General features: G+C 61.5%; 19 protein-coding genes. 18 read left to right on the top strand and 1 reads right to left on the bottom strand.

Annotated features, from left to right (window positions below; translation table 11 throughout):
- Positions 1–275: 275 nt before the first annotated feature.
- From AC2T3R_RS18005 to AC2T3R_RS17965, 9 genes are all read left to right on the top strand, one after another.
- On the top strand, positions 276–1,025 hold the full coding sequence (locus AC2T3R_RS18005; RefSeq protein ID WP_025339979.1) for an electron transfer flavoprotein subunit beta/FixA family protein: 750 nt from the start codon (positions 276–278) through the stop codon (positions 1,023–1,025).
- Complete coding sequence (locus AC2T3R_RS18000; protein WP_013973453.1) at positions 1,026–1,955, top strand: electron transfer flavoprotein subunit alpha/FixB family protein; 930 nt, start codon at positions 1,026–1,028, stop codon at positions 1,953–1,955.
- A 77-nt stretch (positions 1,956–2,032) separates the two neighbouring features.
- Positions 2,033–2,854: a substrate-binding periplasmic protein gene (locus AC2T3R_RS17995; protein ID WP_486744050.1), complete on the top strand. Its 822-nt coding sequence runs from the start codon at positions 2,033–2,035 to the stop codon at positions 2,852–2,854.
- A 9-nt stretch (positions 2,855–2,863) separates the two neighbouring features.
- Positions 2,864–3,217: a DUF4398 domain-containing protein gene (locus tag AC2T3R_RS17990; RefSeq protein WP_013973451.1), complete on the top strand. Its 354-nt coding sequence runs from the start codon at positions 2,864–2,866 to the stop codon at positions 3,215–3,217.
- Complete coding sequence (locus tag AC2T3R_RS17985) at positions 3,214–4,026, top strand: OmpA family protein (protein ID WP_015271099.1); 813 nt, start codon at positions 3,214–3,216, stop codon at positions 4,024–4,026. Before AC2T3R_RS17990 ends, AC2T3R_RS17985 begins: the two co-directional genes overlap by 4 nt.
- A 289-nt stretch (positions 4,027–4,315) precedes the next feature.
- Positions 4,316–5,758 carry an aminotransferase-like domain-containing protein gene (locus AC2T3R_RS17980; protein ID WP_013973449.1) on the top strand — a complete coding sequence of 481 codons (1,443 nt, stop codon included), beginning with the start codon at positions 4,316–4,318 and terminating at the stop codon, positions 5,756–5,758.
- A gap of 63 nt (positions 5,759–5,821) precedes the next feature.
- Positions 5,822–6,313, top strand: a complete 492-nt coding sequence (locus AC2T3R_RS17975; RefSeq protein WP_486744049.1) for a hypothetical protein — start codon at positions 5,822–5,824, stop codon at positions 6,311–6,313.
- Between the two features lie 130 nt (positions 6,314–6,443).
- Positions 6,444–6,698, top strand: coding sequence for a YkgJ family cysteine cluster protein (locus AC2T3R_RS17970; RefSeq protein WP_025339973.1), 255 nt, complete (start codon positions 6,444–6,446; stop codon positions 6,696–6,698).
- Positions 6,699–6,731: 33 nt separating this feature from the next.
- Positions 6,732–7,337 carry an START domain-containing protein gene (locus AC2T3R_RS17965; RefSeq protein ID WP_123085867.1) on the top strand — a complete coding sequence of 202 codons (606 nt, stop codon included), beginning with the start codon at positions 6,732–6,734 and terminating at the stop codon, positions 7,335–7,337.
- Between the two features lie 114 nt (positions 7,338–7,451).
- On the opposite strand, the gene gltA is transcribed toward AC2T3R_RS17965, so the two are convergent.
- Complete coding sequence (gene gltA / locus AC2T3R_RS17960) at positions 7,452–8,741, bottom strand: citrate synthase (protein WP_013973445.1); 1,290 nt, start codon at positions 8,739–8,741, stop codon at positions 7,452–7,454.
- A 352-nt stretch (positions 8,742–9,093) separates the two neighbouring features.
- Between gltA and sdhC the strand changes: the two genes are divergently transcribed.
- The 9 genes from sdhC to sucD all read left to right on the top strand — a co-directional run bounded on the left by sdhC (position 9,094) and on the right by sucD (position 20,427).
- Positions 9,094–9,480: a succinate dehydrogenase, cytochrome b556 subunit gene (sdhC, locus tag AC2T3R_RS17955; protein WP_012315350.1), complete on the top strand. Its 387-nt coding sequence runs from the start codon at positions 9,094–9,096 to the stop codon at positions 9,478–9,480.
- Positions 9,474–9,842 (top strand): succinate dehydrogenase, hydrophobic membrane anchor protein, encoded by a 369-nt coding sequence (gene sdhD, locus AC2T3R_RS17950; protein ID WP_003254214.1) that lies wholly within the window; start codon positions 9,474–9,476, stop codon positions 9,840–9,842. Before sdhC ends, sdhD begins: the two co-directional genes overlap by 7 nt.
- Before the next feature lie 3 nt (positions 9,843–9,845).
- Positions 9,846–11,618, top strand: a complete 1,773-nt coding sequence (gene sdhA / locus AC2T3R_RS17945; RefSeq protein ID WP_013973442.1) for a succinate dehydrogenase flavoprotein subunit — start codon at positions 9,846–9,848, stop codon at positions 11,616–11,618.
- Between the two features lie 11 nt (positions 11,619–11,629).
- A complete protein-coding gene (locus AC2T3R_RS17940; RefSeq protein ID WP_011534752.1) occupies positions 11,630–12,334 on the top strand; it encodes a succinate dehydrogenase iron-sulfur subunit in 705 nt (234 codons plus the stop codon).
- 245 nt (positions 12,335–12,579) lie between these two features.
- Entirely contained in the window at positions 12,580–15,411 is a 2,832-nt protein-coding gene (locus AC2T3R_RS17935; RefSeq protein WP_013973441.1) for a 2-oxoglutarate dehydrogenase E1 component, read from the top strand.
- Between the two features lie 42 nt (positions 15,412–15,453).
- On the top strand, positions 15,454–16,674 hold the full coding sequence (odhB, locus tag AC2T3R_RS17930) for a 2-oxoglutarate dehydrogenase complex dihydrolipoyllysine-residue succinyltransferase (protein ID WP_013973440.1): 1,221 nt from the start codon (positions 15,454–15,456) through the stop codon (positions 16,672–16,674).
- 93 nt (positions 16,675–16,767) lie between these two features.
- On the top strand, positions 16,768–18,204 hold the full coding sequence (gene lpdA / locus AC2T3R_RS17925) for a dihydrolipoyl dehydrogenase (RefSeq protein ID WP_013973439.1): 1,437 nt from the start codon (positions 16,768–16,770) through the stop codon (positions 18,202–18,204).
- Between the two features lie 172 nt (positions 18,205–18,376).
- A complete protein-coding gene (sucC, locus tag AC2T3R_RS17920) occupies positions 18,377–19,543 on the top strand; it encodes an ADP-forming succinate--CoA ligase subunit beta (RefSeq protein WP_003254205.1) in 1,167 nt (388 codons plus the stop codon).
- Positions 19,543–20,427, top strand: a complete 885-nt coding sequence (gene sucD / locus AC2T3R_RS17915; RefSeq protein ID WP_004376004.1) for a succinate--CoA ligase subunit alpha — start codon at positions 19,543–19,545, stop codon at positions 20,425–20,427. Before sucC ends, sucD begins: the two co-directional genes overlap by 1 nt.
- Positions 20,428–20,871: the final 444 nt, after the last annotated feature.

Raw genomic sequence — 20,871 nt, 5'->3', positions numbered from 1 at the left:
TACGTTCGCCGTAGGCTTGCAGCCGGGCGCAGGTACACCTCTAAAGACCAGGTGTGGAGCAGGGTTTTGCGGCCTTTGGCCGGTTTGTAGTGGAGTTTACACGCCACGACAGGAAATGACCCGTGAGTATTTGTCGCAAGAGTCCGGACAAGACTGTTCGGTCACTGTGAAGTTACCGCCTCCCGGTACGTTTTTAGAGGTGCCCTTGTACCCACGCGCATCGCAGGGCTCTGCCCCTGGCGACTATCTATTCACCGGAGAGTAACGAGGAATCCATGAAGGTTCTTGTAGCTGTCAAACGAGTGGTCGACTACAACGTCAAGGTTCGCGTCAAGGCGGACAACTCCGGCGTCGACCTTGCTAACGTCAAGATGTCCATGAACCCCTTCTGCGAAATCGCCGTGGAAGAAGCCGTACGCCTGAAGGAAAAGGGCGTCGCGTCCGAGATCGTCGTCGTTTCCGTCGGCCCGACCACTGCCCAGGAGCAACTGCGTACTGCCCTGGCACTGGGTGCCGACCGTGCCATCCTGGTCGAAGCCGCTGACGAACTGAATTCCCTGGCCGTGGCCAAGGCGCTGAAAGCCGTTGTCGACAAAGAGCAGCCGCAGCTGGTCATCCTCGGCAAGCAGGCCATCGACAGTGACAACAACCAGACCGGCCAGATGCTGGCTGCGCTGACCGGCTTCGCCCAGGGCACCTTCGCCTCCAAGGTCGAAGTGGCTGGCGACAAGCTGAACGTCACCCGTGAAATCGACGGCGGCCTGCAGACCGTTGCACTGAACCTGCCAGCCATCGTCACTACCGACCTGCGCCTGAACGAACCGCGCTACGCGTCGCTGCCGAACATCATGAAGGCCAAGAAGAAGCCGCTGGAGACTGTTACTCCAGACGCGCTGGGCGTTTCCCTCGCCTCCACCAACAAGACCCTGAAGGTTGAAGCCCCGGCTGCCCGCAGCGCTGGCATCAAGGTCAAATCGGTGGCCGAACTGGTCGAGAAGCTGAAGAACGAAGCGAAGGTAATCTAAATGACTATCCTGGTTGTCGCTGAATACGAGAACGGTGCCGTAGCCCCGGCCACCCTGAACACTGTTGCTGCTGCCGCCAAGATCGGTGGTGATGTGCACGTGCTGGTCGCTGGCCAGAACGTGGGCGGCGTTGCCGAGTCCGCAGCCAAGATCGCTGGCGTGGCCAAGGTGCTGGTTGCAGATAACGCTGCCTACGCCCACGTCCTGCCAGAAAACGTTGCGCCGCTGATCGTCGAGCTGGCCAAGGGTTACAGCCACGTGCTGGCGCCGGCCACCACCAACGGCAAGAACATCCTGCCGCGCGTTGCCGCGCTGCTGGACGTGGACCAGATCTCCGAGATCATCTCGGTCGAGTCCGCCGACACCTTCAAGCGCCCGATCTATGCTGGTAACGCCATTGCCACCGTGCAATCGAGCGCTGCCATCAAGGTCATCACCGTGCGTACCACCGGCTTCGACGCCGTGGCCGCCGAAGGTGGTTCGGCTGCCATCGAAGCCGTTGGCGCTGCGCACAACGCTGGCATCTCGGCCTTCGTTGGCGAAGAGCTGGCCAAGTCCGACCGCCCAGAGCTGACCGCTGCCAAGATCGTCGTTTCCGGCGGCCGTGGCATGGGCAACGGTGACAACTTCAAACACCTGTACAGCCTGGCCGACAAGCTCGGCGCTGCCGTCGGTGCTTCGCGCGCCGCAGTCGACGCCGGCTTCGTGCCGAACGACATGCAGGTCGGTCAGACCGGCAAGATCGTCGCGCCACAGCTGTACATCGCCGTCGGTATCTCCGGCGCGATCCAGCACCTGGCCGGTATGAAGGATTCCAAGGTGATCGTGGCGATCAACAAGGACGAAGAAGCGCCGATCTTCCAGGTAGCCGACTACGGCCTGGTCGCTGACCTGTTCGAAGCGGTTCCGGAGCTGGAAAAGCTGGTCTGATCCGCCTGCTTCACTTATAAAGAACCCGGCCCTTGTACAGGGGCCGGGTTTTTTTTGGTCTGTACAAGGAGTGAGCAATGGTGCTGCGTAAAGCAGGCGGGGTGCTGGCATGCATGGCGGTGCTGGTTTCGCCGCTGGCCATGGCGGCGGGCAAGTGTGAACGCCTGGTGGCAACCGGCAGCCCTGATTCACCGCCCTATTCATGGCAGGACCCCAACGACCCGAAACACCTGATCGGCGCCAACGTCGACCTGCTGCGCCAGGTGGCTGGCGAGCTGGGTGTGAAAGTTGAGGTGCTGAGCGCCGGCCGTCGTGACCAGGCGCTGGAAGAAGTACGTAGCGGGCGGATGGACCTGCTGCTCGACACCCCCATGCAGGTGGAGCAACTGACCGCGCTGGACTACATCCATCCACCCCTGCAGCTCAACGAATACCTGGTGTGGACGCGCCACGACGCCACACTGGCCTTCGAGGGCCCGGCTGACCTGGCCCAGTACCAAGGCAGTTTGTCCGAGCGCGCGCGGCTTACCCCGGCCTTTACCGCTTTCGCCAAGGCCCAGCTGAAGCTGGTGCTGGCACAGAACCTGACCCAGGCATTCCAGAAGCTGGTGCTCGGCCAGGTGGATTATGTGCTCGCTGGCCGCTATTCGGGCATGGCCATGGCCCAGAGCCTGGGCATGAGCAATGACCTGATCGCCCGCGGCCTGCCGGTGGATCGGCCGGGCCTGTACCTGGCGCTGTCGCACAATTCGGCCTGCAATGACAGCTGGCTGCGTGGGCAATTGGCGAAAAAACTGACAGAATTGCCGATCTCCGGAGCATCCGAGGCCGTGCTGCAACGTAATGTCGAGCGCTGGAAAGCGCAGCTGCAGGTGCCGTCGGACGCCCCCAAACACTAGGAAGATTGCGTGAGAACCCAACCACTAATCCTTGCCCTGGCCGTGCTCGGCCTGGCTGGCTGCGCCAACGATCCGGCCCCTAACGAGCAGATGCGCATCTCCGAACAGGCGCTGGAGCAGGCCAGGGCCGTCGGTGCCACCGAGCAGGTCGATGCGCTCAAGCTGGCTGAAGACAAGCTGGCCCGGGCCAAGACCAACATGCTCACCGAAGACTACCGCGATGCGCGCATGCGTGCCGAGCAGGCCGAGCTGGATGCGCGCCTGGCCGAGGCCCAGGTACTGAACCAGAAGAGCGAAGAGCAGCTGCAACTGCTGCAGTCGCGGGTCCAGCGCCTGCGCAAACAGTTGGAGGTGCAGCCATGATCCGTCGCATGCCATTGGCCGCGCTGGCAGTGCTGGCGCTGGCGGCAGGTTTGCAAGGTTGCGCCAGCCAGCGCAGCAGCGCAGCGCTGGATGATGCCACTGCAGCTTTCCAGAAGGTCAAGGATGATTCCAATGTGCTGCGCAGCGCGCCGCGCGACGTGATTCGCGCAGGCGAGTCGCTGGCCCGTGCCGAGCGCCTGTCCAGCTACATCGGCACCGGTGCCGACGTGCGCCATTACGCCTACCTGAGCCAGCGCTACAGCGAAATTGCCAGCGAGCATGCCAAGCTGGCGTTGAACCAGGAGCGCCAGGCCAAGCTCGACCTGGAGCGCCAGCGCCTGCAGCTGGCCCTGCGCGAGGCCAAGCTGGCCAGTGTTCAGCAGCAGGGCAAGTGGGTCGAGTCGCAGATCGCCGCGCTGGCCTCGGAGCAGGCCGACCGTGGTCTGGTGATGACCCTGGGGGACGTGCTGTTCGACACCGGTCGTGCCGACCTGAAGAACTCGGCCAGCCGTACCGTGCTCAAGCTGGTGCAGTTCCTCCAGCTCAACCCGCGCCGGGTGGTTCGGATCGAGGGCTATACCGACAGCACCGGCCCGGCCGAGGACAACCTGAAGCTGTCGCGTGACCGGGCGCAGGCCGTGGCCGACATGCTGGTAGACCTGGGCATCGACGAGAAGCGCCTGCAGGTCGAGGGGTATGGCGACCAGTACCCGATCGAGGCCAATGCCTCGGAGCGGGGCAGGGCGCAGAACCGTCGGGTGGAGATCGTGTTCTCCGATGACAAAGGCAAGCTGGCGCCAGCACGCTGAATCATGTGAAAGGGGCCGCTTTGCGGCCCATCGCAGGCAAGCCAGCTCCCACAGGTGATGAACAGGGCTTGAGGTCAATGCATCAAGGTGGGAGCTGGCTTGCCGGCGATGGGCTGCGAAGCGGCCCCGCTTTTCGTCGGGCTACCCGGGCTTGATCGTTTCCATGGCTGTCACGCAACTGTATTGTTGACTATCCTGCGATCTGTCCCAGTACACTTTGCAACTGTTACGGTATCCTCTACCGTCAGACACAAGAACAACGAGCCCGTCCGCGCGTCGAGAGCCAGCCATGACCAACCTGCTGTTGTACCAGCGTATCGCCCAGCAACTGGCCGATGACATCCGTCGTGGTGTCTACCAGCCAGGCGAGCGGGTGCCCTCCGTGCGCAAGATGAGCGCCCAGCTCAATGTCAGCCATGCCACGGTGCTGCAGGCCTATGCCAATCTCGAGGACCAGGGGCTGATTCGTGCGCGGCCGCAGTCCGGCTACTACGTGCACCAGACCCCGGCCCTGACCGCGCAGACCCCGGACATCGCCCGCGTGGAGCGCCCCGGCCTGGTCACCCGCGCCAGTATCATCCAGCAGGTACTGACCGAGGCTCGCCGTGATGGCGTGTTCCCGTTCGGCGCCGCTGTGCCGCATGTCGACTACCTGCCGGTCCGTGCATTGCACCAGCAGATTGCCAAGGTGACGCGCTTCCACAGCCCGCGTGCCTTCAGCTACATGTTCAGCCCCGGCTTCGAGCCGCTGCGCCGGCAGATCGCCATTCGCATGCGTGATGCCGGTGTACTGGTCGACCCGCGTGAAGTGATCGTGACCCATGGCTGTGTCGATGCGCTGCAGATGTCGCTGCGCGTGCTGACTCGTCCAGGCGACCTGATCGCGGCCGAATCGCCCACCTATTACGGTCTGCTGCAACTGGCCGACCTGCTGGGCCTGAAGGTGATCGAGATCCCCAGCGACCCGTCCACCGGCATCAGCCTCGAGGCGCTGCAACTGGCGGCCAACCAGTGGTCGATCAAGGCCCTGGTCCTGACCGCGCGCCTCAGCAATCCGCTGGGTGGCACTGTGCCGGAAGAGCGGCAGAAACAGTTGCTGCGCCTGGCGTCGGACTTCGATATCCAGATCGTCGAGGATGACATCTATGGCGAGCTGATGTTCGAGCAGGGCAAGACCAAGGCGCTCAAGGCATTCGACCGGCTGGACAGGGTGATCTATTGCTCGAGTTTTTCCAAGACCCTGTCCCCCGGCGTGCGCGTTGGCTGGATGATCGCCGGGCGCTATCAGGACGAGATCCAGCGCCTGCAAACCTTCACCACCCACTCGGCCTGCAGCGTGACGCAGATGGGTGTGGCGGCCTACCTGGAGAATGGCGGCTACGACCGGCACCTGCGTTACATCCGCCAGGAGTACCGCAAGAACCTCAGTGCCTACCAGCTGGCGGTGCAGCAACACTTCCCCGAGGGTACCCAGATGACCCGGCCGACGGGCGGTTTCATCCTGTGGGTGAGCCTGCCGGGGCGGGTCAACACCCAGGAGCTGCATGTGCGTGCGCTGGAGCAGGGCATCAGTATTGCGCCGGGGCTAATCTTCAGTAACACCGAGCAATTCAACCACTGCATCCGCCTTAATTGCGGTATACCGTGGAACAAGGAAGCCGAGCGCGCGGTGATCACTCTCGGTTTGCTTGCCCAGCAATTGTGTCGGGAGCCAGCGGCGGCATTTTTATAGGCTTGCCACGCGCCTGTGGAACAGGGAGCATACGCACTTTTCCTGCCAGTCTGTCCATTTGCCATGAATGCTCTGCGCCGTTTTGCCCTGATCTTGTGCCTTGTACCGCTCTGCAGCCTGGCTGGTGTTGCCCAGGCTGCGCAGCCGGCAGGCCAGGCGCAGGCGGCCAAGCCGGTGCAGAAGGCCAAGCCGGTGCAGAAGGCCGGAGCCAGGCCAGCGCACACGCAACCAGCAAAAAAAGCCGGTAACAGCAAGGCCAGGCCGGCGCGCAAGCAGGTGAGCAAGGAGGTTGCCAAGCCGCTACCCAAGGCAAAGCTCGACCTCAGCCTGCCGGCCGAGATGGTCGATAACCTTGAGCCAAGTGTGGGCAGCCTGTCGCCGATACAGCGTCGCAAACCTCTACTGCCCCCCATGTTCACTGAAAAGCCGGAGACCAGCGACAGCCCGTTCCAGCTCAATGGCCGGTTGATCAGCAATGAAATGCAGCTGCAGCTACGCAATGACAGCCGTCGGGAAGTGGAAGGGGCGGCCATCGATTTCGAGTACCGCCAGTAGCTGGCGAACTGACTGCCGGGTCATGGCAGATTTCATCGTGCCAGCAATTTCAAACGTCTGTTTGAGCGGTTACTATCCAGGGGCGTTCGTCCCGTTTTGTTCCAGGGAGTCCTTATTTTGGTGAATAGCCATGAACTGCCGTGAGGGCTGTGGTGCCTGCTGCATCGCCCCGTCCATCACCTCCGCGATGCCGCGCATGCCCAATGGCAAGCCGGCTGGCGAGCGCTGCCTGCACCTGACTGTCGACAACCTCTGCGACCTGTTCGGCAAGCCCGAACGGCCTGCGGTGTGTGGTGGTTTCAAGGCGGATGTCGAGGTGTGTGGCAGTGATCGCGATGAGGCCATAAGGATTCTCGGCTGGTGGGAGCAAATGACGGCGGCGTGACAGGCTGGATCTTCGAAAACAAGGATAAACATGATGAGATCGTTCAAGCGTATTGCTCTGCTGTGTGGCATGGGTGTTCTGCTGTCGCCTGCGGCCTGGGCCGAAAACTGGCAGGTGGCCAAGGACGAGGAGGGGATCAAGGTTTCCCTTAGCGAAGTGGCCGGTTCGAAGTACAAGGCCTATCAAGGTGTCACGGTGATCAAGGCGCCGCTGGCCAAAGTGCAGGCGTTGCAGGAGGACGTGGTCGGGGCTTGTGCATGGATTCACGAATGCAAGTCGCAGAAGCTGCTCAAGCACGAAGGTGACCAGAGCTGGACCTACACCCAGTTCAATACGCCATGGCCGGTGACGCCGCGGGACTCGGTGTTGCATGTGACTACTGTGAAGGAGGCTGATGGCAGCCTGGTGCGCAACCTGAAGGAAGAGCCGACCTATATCCCGGAAGAGAAGGGCTTTGTGCGGGTGGCGAAGGTCGAAGGCTTCTGGAAGCTGGTGCCCAAGGGCGACAGCACGGAAGTGACCTATCAGGTGCACACCGAGCCGGGTGGCAGCGTGCCGGCGATGGTGGCCAACAAGTTCGTGGTGGATGCGCCGTTCAATACCCTGAAAGGGTTGCGGGAGCGGGCTGAGAAAAACTGAGGCTTTTGGGTCGCCTGTCCCGGTCTCTTCGCGGGCAAGCCCGCGAAGAGACCAGCGCATGATGAATAAAAAAGGCTGCCCGAGGGCAGCCTTTTTGCGTTCGGCTATGGAAGCTTACTTGCGGTCCTGCAGCGCAACGATGTCGCGCTTCTGCTCGCCGGTGTACAGCTGGCGCGGGCGGCCGATTTTGTACGGGCTGGAGAGCATTTCTTTCCAGTGCGAGATCCAGCCCACGGTACGTGCCAGGGCGAAGATCACGGTGAACATGCTGGTCGGAATGCCGATTGCCTTGAGGATGATCCCCGAGTAGAAGTCGACGTTCGGGTACAGCGAGCGCTCGATGAAGTACGGATCGGTCAGGGCGATCTCTTCCAGGCGCATGGCCAGTTCCAGCTGCGGGTCGTTCTTGATGCCCAGCTCGCGCAGGACTTCGTCGCAGGTCTGCTTCATCACGGTGGCGCGCGGGTCGCGGTTTTTGTACACGCGGTGACCGAAGCCCATGAGCTTGAACGGGTCGTTCTTGTCCTTGGCCTTGGCGATGAACTTGTCGATGTTCGAGACATCGCCGATTTCATCGAGCATGGTCAGTACCGCTTCGTTCGCACCGCCGTGGGCCGGGCCCCACAGTGCGGCGATACCGGCGGCGATGCAGGCGAACGGGTTGGCACCCGACGAACCGGCCAGACGAACGGTGGAGGTGGAGGCGTTCTGCTCGTGGTCGGCGTGGAGGATGAAGATCCGGTCCATCGCCTTGGCCAGCACCGGGCTGATCGGTTTGATCTCGCACGGGGTGTTGAACATCATGTGCAGGAAGTTTTCCGCGTACGACAGGTCGTTGCGCGGGTACATCATCGGCTGGCCCATGGAGTACTTGTAAACCATCGCGGCCAGGGTCGGCATCTTGGCGACCAGGCGCACCGCGGAAATTTCGCGGTGTTGCGGGTTATTGATGTCCAGGGAGTCGTGATAGAACGCCGACAGGGCGCCAACCACGCCGCACATCACCGCCATCGGGTGGGCGTCGCGGCGGAAGCCGTTGAAGAAGGACTTCAGCTGCTCATGAACCATGGTGTGGTTCTTCACGGTGCTGACGAACTGGGCCTTCTGCTCGGCATTCGGCAGTTCGCCGTTGAGCAGCAGGTAGCAGGTTTCGAGGTAGTCGGATTTTTCAGCGAGCTGTTCGATCGGGTAGCCGCGGTGCAGCAGGATACCTTTGTCGCCGTCAATGTAGGTGATCTTCGACTCGCACGAGGCAGTCGCCATGAAACCAGGGTCGAAGGTGAAGTGACCAGTGGCCCCCAACCCGCGGACGTCGATTACATCAGGACCAACGGTGCCGGTTAAAATGGGCAGCTCGACGGGGGCAGCGCCCTCGATGACCAACTGCGCTTTTTTGTCAGCCATGTGGCCTCCTATTAATGCTTGAAATCATCAGACAGACCCCCCACGCAGGGCCCGCACCACTATAGAGGGATAAATTCAGATGTCAATTTGCCTAAAGGCTTGTTGAAACAGGCATTGAGGCCTGATTTTTCGCGAAATTCTCGCCCATTTACGCCTTTTGTGCGCTAAAGGCAATGCGCTATTTGGGCTACCCCGTCACGTTGTCATAAGCAGCCTAACTGTCTATACTCGCAACCCGACCGCCAGGGGCTTGCAAGCCCGAACTGCTGGGGGTCGCCGTTCCCTGGGTGGTGGGTACCTGACCAGTACACTTACCAACAACTTTGCCCTGATTCGCTAGGGGCTCTTCAGTGTGAAAAAAGCCGTGAAAAGCCAACGACCTGTAAACCTAGACCTAAGGACCATCAAGCTCCCCGTCACTGCGTACACGTCCATCCTGCATCGTATCTCCGGCGTCATCCTGTTCCTCGGCCTTGCCATCATGCTTTATGCACTGGGCAAGTCGCTGGGTTCCGAGGAAGGCTTTGGTGAGGTGAAGGCGTGTCTGACCAGCCCGCTGGCCAAATTCGTGACCTGGGGCCTGCTGTCCGCCCTGCTTTATCACCTCGTGGCAGGTGTTCGTCACCTGATCATGGACATGGGCATCGGTGAGACGCTGGAAGGCGGCAAGCTGGGCTCGAAAATCGTGATCGTCATCTCCGTGGTGCTGATCGTTCTGGTGGGAGTTTGGGTATGGTAACCAATGTCACGAACCTGTCGCGTTCGGGCCTCTATGACTGGATGGCGCAGCGCGTTTCTGCGGTCGTTCTCGCGGCTTACTTCCTCTTCCTGATCGGCTACGTGGTCGCCCACCCAGGCATCGACTACACCCAGTGGCATGGTCTGTTCTCCAACAACGCGATGCGGATCTTCAGTCTGCTGGCCCTCGTTGCCCTGGGCGCTCACGCCTGGGTCGGCATGTGGACCATTGCGACCGACTACCTGACGCCTATGTCGTTCGGCAAGTCGGCAACTGCGATTCGTTTCCTGTTCCAGGCGGTATGCGGCGTTGCGATGTTCGCTTACTTCGTCTGGGGTGTGCAGATTCTCTGGGGTATCTGATCCATGGCTAGCATTCCAACCATTTCCTTCGACGCCATCATCATCGGTGGCGGCGGCGCCGGCATGCGCGCTGCGCTGCAGTTGGCTCAAGGCGGCCACAAGACTGCCGTAGTCACCAAGGTCTTCCCGACCCGTTCGCACACTGTATCTGCCCAGGGTGGCATCACCTGCGCCATCGCTTCGGCCGACCCGAACGACGACTGGCGCTGGCACATGTACGATACCGTCAAGGGCTCCGACTACATCGGTGACCAGGACGCTATCGAATACATGTGTCAGGAAGGCCCGGCTGCGGTCTTCGAGCTGGACCACATGGGCCTGCCGTTCTCGCGTACCGAAACCGGTCGCATCTACCAGCGTCCGTTCGGTGGCCAGTCCAAGGACTTCGGCAAGGGTGGCCAGGCTGCCCGTACCTGCGCCGCTTCCGACCGTACCGGTCACGCGCTGCTGCACACCCTGTACCAGGGCAACCTGAAAGCCGGCACCACCTTCCTCAACGAGTACTACGCAGTTGACTTGGTGAAGAACCAGGACGGCGCATTCGTTGGCGTGATCGCGATCTGCATCGAAACCGGCGAGACCCTGTACATCAAGTCCAAGGCCACCGTGCTGGCAACTGGCGGTGCCGGCCGTATCTACGCCTCCACCACCAACGCCCTGATCAACACCGGTGACGGCGTGGGCATGGCCCTGCGTGCCGGCGTGCCGGTGCAGGACATCGAAATGTGGCAGTTCCACCCGACCGGCATCGCCGGCGCCGGTGTACTGGTCACCGAAGGTTGCCGCGGTGAGGGTGGCTACCTGATCAACGCCCACGGCGAGCGCTTCATGGAGCGTTACGCGCCGAACGCGAAAGACCTGGCCGGTCGCGACGTGGTCGCCCGTTCCATGGTCAAGGAAATCATCGCCGGCAACGGCGTGGGCCCGAACAAGGACCACGTACTGCTGAAGCTGGACCACCTGGGCGAGGAAGTGCTGCACAGCCGCCTGCCAGGTATCTGCGAGCTGTCCAAGACCTTCGCCCACGTCGACCCTGTGGTCGCGCCGGTACCGGTCATCCCGACCTGCCACTACATGATGGGCGGCGTTGCCACCAACATTCATGGCCAGGCCATTACCATGGACGCCGAAGGCAACGACCACATCATCCCGGGCCTGTTCGCCGTAGGTGAAGTGGCGTGCGTATCTGTTCACGGTGCCAACCGCCTGGGCGGCAACTCGCTGCTCGACCTGGTGGTGTTCGGCCGTGCTGCCGGCCTGCACCTGGAGAAGGCGCTGACCGAAGGCGTGGAATACCGCGACGCCAGCGACACCGACGTCGATGTTGCCCTGAACCGCCTGAACAAGCTGAACGAGCGCACCACCGGTGAAGACGTTGCCAGCCTGAAGCGCGAGCTGCAGAGCTGCATGCAGAACTACTTCGGTGTATTCCGTACTGGCGAATACATGCAGAAGGGTATCGAGCAGCTGGCCGGTCTGCGTGACCGTATCGCCAACGTCAAGATCAACGACAAGTCCCAGGCCTTCAACACCGCGCGTATCGAAGCGCTGGAGCTGCAGAACCTGCTGGAAGTCGCCGAAGCTACCGCCATCGCGGCAGAAGCCCGTAAAGAGTCCCGCGGCGCTCACGCCCGTGAAGACTACGAAGACCGTGACGACGAAAACTGGCTGTGCCACACCCTGTACTACCCGGGTGAGAAGCGCGTCGCCAAGCGTGGCGTCAACTTTGCGCCGAAGACTGTTCCAGCCTTCGAACCAAAAGTCCGGACTTACTAAGGGTGGCCGCTATGTTGCAAGTCGAAGTTTATCGTTACAACCCGGACACCGATTCGGCGCCGAAAATGCAGACCTTCCAGGTCGATACCGGCGGCAAGGATCTGATGGTTCTGGACGTGCTGGCACTGATCAAGGAACAGGACGAAGGTTTCTCCTATCGTCGCTCGTGCCGTGAAGGCGTTTGCGGTTCCGATGGCATGAACATCAACGGCAAGAACGGCCTGGCCTGCATCACCCCGTTGTCGGCGGTGGTGAAGGGCAACAAGCTGATTCTGCGTCCGCTGCCGGGCCTGCCGGTCATTCGTGACCTGGTCGTCGACATGAGCATCTTCTACAAGCAGTACGAGAAGGTGAAGCCGTTCCTGCAGAACGACACCCCGGCACCGGCCATCGAGCGCCTGCAGTCGCCGGAAGACCGCGACAAGCTGGACGGCCTGTACGAGTGCATCCTGTGCGCTTGCTGCTCGACCTCCTGCCCGTCGTTCTGGTGGAACCCGGACAAGTTCCTGGGCCCCGCCGCACTGCTGCAGGCCTATCGCTTCCTGGCCGACAGCCGTGACACCAAGACCCAGGAGCGCCTGGCGTCCCTGGATGACCCGTTCAGCGTATTCCGCTGCCGCGGGATCATGAACTGCGTCAACGTTTGCCCGAAAGGTCTGAACCCGACCAAGGCAATCGGCCACGTACGTAACATGCTGCTGCAAAGCGGCACCTGATACAAAGAGTTGTACCTGCAGTAAGCCGAGGTGCGGGTGGTGAGCCCGCACTGAGGTAAAACCCGAACAAGGGCCCACAAAGCCTGCGTTCATTACCTATGAAGATATGAGACCAGCAGGGGCTTCCGGGCTGGTACCCGGAAAATCAGCAGGATCCAAGTGGCGTGGTTCAGTCGCTGTATTCGGACTTTTCCAGGTTTGCTGTGGCTCTCGCCGATCAGTCCCCTAACCGAGGGTGACCAAGCATGCAAGAAAGCGTGATGCAGCGCATGTGGGAAAGCGCCCACCTTTCAGGTGGTAACGCTGCATATGTGGAAGAGCTTTATGAGCTCTACCTGCACGACCCTAACGCTGTGCCAGAAGAGTGGCGCACCTACTTCCAGAAGTTGCCCGCCGACGGCAGCACCGCTACCGATGTATCGCACTCGACAATCCGCGACCATTTCGTACTGCTGGCAAAGAACCAGCGCCGCGCCCAACCGGTATCCGCCGGGAGCGTGAGCAGTGAACACGAGAAGAAGCAGGTTGAAGTTCTGCGACTGATCCAGGCCTATCGTATGCGCGGCCATCAGGCTGCCAAGCTCGACCCGTTGGGGTTGTGGCAGCGTCCTGCGCCCGTAGACCTGTCGATCAATCACTACGGCTTGACCAATGCCGATCTTGATACGACCTTCCGTGCCGGCGACCTGTTCATCGGCAAAGAGGAGGCGAGCCTACGCGAGATCTTCGAGGCGCTCCAGAAGACATATTGTCGCACCATTGGCGCCGAGTTCACCCATATCGTCGATTCCGAGCAGCGCAGCTGGTTCCAGCAGCGTCTGGAAAGCGTGCGCGGCCGTCCGGAGTTTTCCGCTGACGTGCAGGCCCACCTGCTCGAGCGCGTGACCGCCGGTGAAGGCCTTGAGAAATATCTGGGCACCAAGTACCCGGGCACCAAGCGTTTCGGCCTCGAGGGCGGCGAAAGCCTGATCCCGATGCTGGACGAGATGATCCAGCGCTCCGGTTCCTACGGCACCAAGGAAGTCGTGATCGGCATGGCCCACCGTGGCCGCCTGAACGTTCTGGTCAACACCTTCGGCAAGAACCCGCGCGAGCTGTTCGACGAGTTCGAAGGCAAGAAGATGAACGAGCTGGGCTCCGGTGACGTCAAGTATCACCAGGGCTTCTCCTCGAACGTGATGACCCCGGGTGGCGAAGTGCACCTGGCCATGGCGTTCAACCCGTCCCACCTGGAAATCGTCTCGCCAGTGGTCGAGGGTTCGGTGCGCGCCCGTCAGGACCGCCGCAACGACACCGTTGGCGACAAGGTACTGCCGATCTCGATCCACGGCGACGCAGCATTCGCCGGCCAGGGCGTGGTCATGGAAACCTTCCAGATGTCGCAGACCCGCGGTTTCAAGACCGGCGGCACCGTGCACATCGTGATCAACAACCAGGTTGGTTTCACCATCAGCAACCCGCTGGACGCGCGCTCCACCGAGTACGCCACCGACGTTGCCAAGATGATCCAGGCGCCGATCCTGCACGTGAACGGCGACGACCCGGAAGCCGTGCTGTTCGTGACCCAGCTGGCCATCGACTACCGCATGCAGTTCAAGCGTGACGTGGTCATCGACCTGGTCTGCTACCGCCGCCGCGGCCACAACGAGGCCGACGAGCCGAACGGCACCCAGCCTTTGATGTACCAGCAGATCAGCAAGCAGCGCACCACGCGTGAACTGTACGCTGAGGCACTGATCCAGGCCGGCCGCATCGATGCCGAACGCGCCCAGGCCAAGATCGACGAGTACCGCAACGCGCTGGACAACGGCCTGCACGTGGTGAAGAGCCTGGTCAAGGAGCCGAACCGCGAGCTGTTCGTCGACTGGCGTCCGTATCTGGGCCATGCCTGGACCGCGCGTCACGATACCCGCTTCGACCTCAAGACCCTGCAGGAACTGTCGGCCAAGCTGCTGGAGATCCCGGAAGGTTTCGTCGTCCAGCGCCAGGTCGCCAAGATCTACGAAGACCGCCAGAAGATGCAGGCCGGTGGCTTGCCGATCAACTGGGGTTATGCAGAGACCATGGCCTACGCCACCCTGCAGTTCGAAGGTCACCCGATCCGCATGACCGGCCAGGACATCGGCCGTGGCACCTTCTCGCACCGTCACGCGGTGCTGCACAACCAGAAGGACGCCAGCACCTACGTACCGCTGAAGAACCTGTTCCCGGGCCAGCCTCAGTTCGAACTGTACGACTCCTTCCTGTCGGAAGAAGCGGTACTGGCCTTCGAATACGGCTACTCGACCACCACGCCGAACGCGCTGGTGATCTGGGAAGCCCAGTTCGGTGACTTCGCCAACGGTGCGCAAGTGGTGATCGACCAGTTCATCACCAGCGGCGAGCACAAGTGGGGCCGTCTGTGCGGTCTGACCATGCTGCTGCCACACGGTTATGAAGGGCAGGGCCCGGAGCACTCCTCCGCGCGCCTGGAGCGTTACCTGCAGCTGTGCGCCGAGCACAACATCCAGGTCTGCGTACCGACCACCCCGGCCCAGATCTACCACCTGCTGCGTCGCCAGGTCATCCGTCCGCTGCGCAAGCCGCTGATCGTGCTGACGCCGAAGTCGCTGCTGCGCCACAAGCTGGCCATCTCGACCCTGGAAGACCTGGCAGAAGGCTCGTTCCAGACCGTGATCCCGGAAATCGACAGCCTCGATCCGGCCAAGGTCGAACGCCTTGTCCTGTGCGGCGGCAAGGTTTACTACGACCTGCTGGAAAAACGCCGTGCCGAAGGCCGCGAAGACATCGCCATCGTGCGTATCGAGCAGCTGTATCCGTTCCCTGAGGACGACCTGGTCGAAATCCTGGCGCCTTACACCAACCTCAAGCATGCGGTCTGGTGTCAGGAAGAGCCGATGAACCAGGGCGCCTGGTACAGCAGCCAGCACCACATGCGCCGTATCCTGGGCCGCCACAACAAGGCACTGGTCCTGGAATACGCCGGCCGCGACGCTTCCGCCGCGCCAGCCTGTGGTTACGCATCGAAGCACGCCGAACAGCAGGAAAAACTGCTGCAAGACGCCTTCACTGTTTAATGCCTTCGCGCACCTGAAACCGAATTTAAGGAAACACAGATAATGGCTATCGAGATCAAAGCCCCAACCTTCCCGGAATCGGTTGCCGATGGCACCGTTGCCACCTGGCACAAGCAGCCGGGCGATGCCGTCAAGCGTGACGAGCTGATCGTCGACATCGAGACCGACAAGGTCGTCCTGGAAGTACTGGCCACCGCCGACGGCGTGCTGGGCGCCATCGTCAAGGGCGAGGGCGACACCGTCCTGTCCGACGAAGTACTGGGTTCGATCGTTGAAGGCGGTGCTGCCGCCGCTGCACCAGCTGCCGCCCCGGCCGCTGCTGCCCCGGCTGCCGCTGCTGCCGACGCTGGCGAAGAAGACCCGGTTGCCGCCCCGGCCGCGCGCAAGCTGGCTGAAGAGAACGGCATCGACCTGGCTGCCGTTGCCGGCACCGGCAAAGGTGGTCGCATCACCAAGGAAGACGTCGTCGCTGCCGTCGCCAACAAGAAGTCGGCGCCTGCTGCAGCTGCCAAGCCTGCCGCCGCTGCCGCTGCTGCCCCGGTTGTCGTTGCCGCTGGCGACCGCACCGAGAAGCGCGTGCCAATGACCCGCCTGCGCGCCAAGATCGCCGAGCGTCTGGTCGAAGCCCAGTCGAGCATGGCCATGCTGACCACCTTCAACGAAGTCGACATGACCGAAGTCATGGCCCTGCGTTCGAAGTACAAGGACCTGTTCGAGAAGACCCACAACGGCGTGCGCCTGGGCTTCATGTCGTTCTTCGTCAAGGCTGCCACCGAAGCCCTGAAGCGCTTCCCGGCTGTCAACGCCTCGATCGATGGCAACGACATCGTCTACCACGGCTACGCCGACGTCGGCGTAGCCGTGTCCAGCGACCGTGGCCTGGTGGTACCGGTACTGCGTAACGCCGAGTCGATGAGCCTGGCGGAAATCGAGAACGGCATCGCCACCTTCGGCAAGAAGGCTCGTGATGGCAAGCTGGCCATCGAAGAGATGACTGGCGGCACCTTCACCATCACCAACGGTGGTACCTTCGGTTCGATGATGTCGACCCCGATCGTCAACCCGCCGCAGGCTGCCATTCTCGGCATGCACAACATCATCCAGCGCCCGATGGCCATCAATGGTCAGGTTGTGATTCGCCCGATGATGTACCTGGCGCTGTCGTACGATCACCGCCTGATCGACGGCAAGGAAGCGGTAACCTTCCTGGTCACCATCAAGAACCTGCTGGAAGATCCGTCTCGCCTGCTGCTGGACATCTAACCCTCTGGCTGCGTACCGTGCCGGCCCTGGCTTCGCAGGAAGCCATGCCGCGCGGTCCGCGGCTTGTAGCTTGTAGCTGATAAGGAATCTTTTATGACCCAGAAATTCGACGTAGTGGTGATTGGTGCAGGTCCTGGCGGCTATGTTGCTGCCATCAAGGCCGCACAACTTGGTCTGAAGACTGCCTGTATCGAGAAGTACACCGACGCCGAGGGCAAGCTGGCCCTGGGCGGCACCTGCCTGAACGTAGGTTGCATTCCTTCCAAGGCGCTGCTGGACAGCTCCTGGAAGTACAAGGAAGCCAAAGAGAGCTTCAACGTCCACGGTATCTCCACTGGTGAAGTGAAGATGGACGTCGCCGCGATGGTTGGCCGCAAGGCTGGCATCGTCAAGAACCTGACCGGTGGCGTTGCCACCCTGTTCAAGGCCAACGGCGTTACTTCGATCCAGGGCCACGGCAAGCTGCTGGCCGGCAAGAAAGTCGAAGTCACCAAGGCTGACGGCACCACCGAAGTCATCGAAGCCGAGAACGTGATCCTGGCTTCCGGCTCGCGCCCGATCGACATTCCACCGGCTCCGGTCGACCAGAACGTCATCGTCGACTCCACCGGCGCCCTGGAATTCCAGGCCGTGCCGAAGCGCCTGGGCGTTATCGGTGCTGGCGTGATCGGCCTGGAGCTGGGCTCGGTATGGGCTCGCCTGGGTGCTGAAGTCACCGTCCTGGAAGCCCTGGACACCTTCCTGATGGCTGCCGACACCGCCGTGTCGAAAGAAGCCCAGAAGACCCTGACCAAGCAAGGCCTGGACATCAAGCTGGGTGCGCGCGTCACCGGCTCGAAAGTCAACGGCAACGAAGTCGAAGTGACCTACACCGACGCCAACGGCGAGCAGAAGATCACCTTCGACAAGCTGATCGTCGCGGTCGGCCGTCGCCCGGTGACCACCGACCTGCTGGCTGCCGACAGCGGTGTGACCATCGATGAGCGTGGCTACATCTTCGTCGACGACTACTGCGCTACCAGCGTGCCTGGCGTGTACGCCATCGGTGACGTGGTGCGCGGCATGATGCTGGCCCACAAGGCCTCGGAAGAGGGCATCATGGTGGTCGAGCGCATCAAGGGCCACAAGGCCCAGATGAACTACGACCTGATTCCGTCGGTCATCTACACCCACCCGGAAATCGCGTGGGTCGGCAAGACCGAACAGGCCTTGAAGGCCGAGGGCGTTGAGGTTAACGTGGGCACCTTCCCGTTCGCGGCCAGCGGCCGTGCGATGGCTGCCAACGACACCGGTGGTTTCGTCAAGGTCATCGCCGATGCCAAGACCGACCGCGTCCTGGGTGTGCACGTGATTGGCCCATCGGCTGCCGAACTGGTGCAGCAGGGCGCAATCGCAATGGAATTCGGCACCAGTGCCGAGGATCTGGGCATGATGGTCTTCAGCCATCCGACCCTGTCCGAAGCGTTGCATGAAGCAGCGCTGGCAGTGAATGGCGGCGCCATTCACGTGGCCAACCGTAAGAAGCGTTAATTATAAGAAACCACGGCGGGCTGCCCGTCGTGAGTCTTGCGTGCATGACTCACCGCGGAAAGTCCGCCGGACCGGATCACACGGGAAAACCCGGGGTCAACGGTCACAGGTGGTGCGGCGCCAGTGATGGCGCAGCGCCGAAGCGCAGTACCTAACGAAGACGGTAAAAAGCATGAATCTTCACGAGTATCAGGGTAAGCAGCTGTTCGCTGAGTACGGCCTGCCAGTTTCCAAGGGTTTCGCTGTCGATACCCCTGAGCAAGCTGCAGAAGCCTGCGACAAGATCGGCGGGAACGAGTGGGTGGTAAAAGCCCAGGTTCACGCGGGTGGTCGCGGTAAGGCGGGCGGCGTCAAGCTGGTTCGCAGCAAAGAAGACGCCAAGGCGTTCGCTGCACAGTGGTTGGGCAAGAATCTGGTTACCTACCAGACCGATGCCAACGGTCAACCCGTCTCCAAGATTCTGGTCGAATCCTGCACTGACATCGCCAAAGAGCTGTACCTGGGCGCTGTAGTCGATCGCTCGAGCCGCCGTATCGTGTTCATGGCTTCCACCGAAGGTGGCGTGGACATCGAGAAAGTCGCTCACGAAACGCCTGAGAAGATCCTCAAGGCCACCATCGACCCGCTGGTCGGCGCTCAGCCGTTCCAGGGTCGCGAGCTGGCATTCCAGCTGGGCCTGGAAGGCAAGCAAGTTCAACAGTTCGCCAAGATCTTCGTTGGTCTGGCCAAGCTGTTCAAGGATCACGACCTGGCCCTGCTGGAAGTGAACCCGCTGGTGATCAAGGCCGACGGCGACCTGCACTGCCTCGATGCCAAGATCAACATCGACGCCAACGCCATGTACCGTCAGCCGAAGCTGAAAACCTTCCACGACCCGTCGCAGGACGACGCCCGTGAAGCCCACGCTGCCAAGTTCGAACTGAACTACGTTGCCCTCGAAGGCAACATCGGCTGCATGGTCAACGGTGCCGGCCTGGCCATGGGTACCATGGACATCGTCAACCTGCACGGCGGCAAGCCGGCCAACTTCCTCGACGTTGGCGGTGGTGCTACCAAAGAGCGCGTTACCGAAGCGTTCAAGATCATTCTGTCCGACAGCAATGTCGCGGCCGTTCTGGTCAACATCTTCGGCGGCATCGTTCGCTGCGACATGATTGCCGAAGGCATCATCGGTGCAGTGAAAGAAGTCGGCGTGAAAGTTCCGGTTGTCGTTCGCCTTGAAGGCAACAACGCCGAACTGGGCGCTAAAGTACTGGCAGAAAGCGGTTTGAACATCATTGCGGCAACCAGCCTGACCGACGCTGCTCAACAAGTTGTCAAAGCTGCGGAGGGCAAGTAATGAGCGTCCTGATCAATAAAGACACCAAAGTCATCTGCCAGGGCTTCACCGGCTCGCAGGGTACTTTCCACTCCGAACAGGCCATCGCCTATGGCACCAAGATGGTCGGCGGCGTAACCCCAGGCAAGGGTGGCACCACCCACCTGGGCCTGCCAGTGTTCAACACTGTGAAAGAAGCTGTGGAAGCTACCGGCGCTGACGCTTCGGTCATCTACGTTCCGGCTCCTTTCTGCAAGGACTCGATCCTGGAAGCTGCCTTCGGCGGCATCAAGCTGATCGTGTGCATCACCGAAGGCATTCCTACCCTGGACATGCTGGATGCCAAGGTCAAGTGCGACGAGCTGGGCGTGACCCTGATCGGCCCTAACTGCCCAGGTGTCATCACCCCGGGCGAGTGCAAGATCGGCATCATGCCAGGCCACATCCACCTGCCAGGCAAGGTCGGTATCGTTTCGCGTTCCGGCACCCTGACCTACGAAGCTGTGAAGCAGACCACCGACGCCGGCTTCGGCCAGTCGACCTGCGTCGGCATCGGCGGTGACCCGATCCCGGGCTCCAACTTCATCGACATCCTGAAGCTGTTCCAGGAAGACCCGAAGACCGAAGCGATCGTCATGATCGGTGAGATCGGCGGTTCGGCTGAAGAAGAAGCTGCGGCCTACATCAAGGCCAACGTCACCAAGCCTGTCGTTTCCTACATCGCTGGTGTTACCGCACCTGCGGGCAAGCGCATGGGCCACGCTGGCGCCATCATCTCCGGCGGCAAGGGTACTGCGGACGAGAAGTTCGCGGCCCTGCAGGACGCTGGTGTGAAGACCGTGCGTTCCCTGGCTGACATCGGCAAGGCCCTGGCCGAGCTGACTGGCTGGGAAGTCAAGAAGTAATACTGCTACACCCCCCACGCGCACAGAGGCCACCTTCGGGTGGCCTTTGTCGTTTCTGGGGGGAATTCCTGTGCCGGCCTCTTCGCGGGCTTGCCCGCTCCCACATGAGATCTCCACTTTCCGGGGCTGTGGTGATCGCCTGTGGGAGCGGGCAAGCCCGCGAAGAGGCCGGTACAGGCAACATGGATTTTTCGATGGGTTTGATAGGAATTTTCACGCAGACGAATGTTTCAATTCGAGGATAATTCTCGCTGTCCTCGGTCGCACAGACGACAAACATGTACGCACATCGGACAAGCAGTACTGTGCCAGTGCGTTTGACTGACAAAACAGTTACATTACGCGCTCACTCTGTGCCCGTACCCCAAAAGGGAACGACACGCTAAACGGGTCTGGCCTATCAAGCCGGGCAGCATTTCCCCTCATCCAAAGGGAAATCCCCTC

Source organism: Pseudomonas sp. PVC-5-1, from assembly GCF_057444345.1.
Note: the sequence above shows the minus strand (reverse complement) of the source record. Positions and strands in the feature narration are given on the sequence as shown.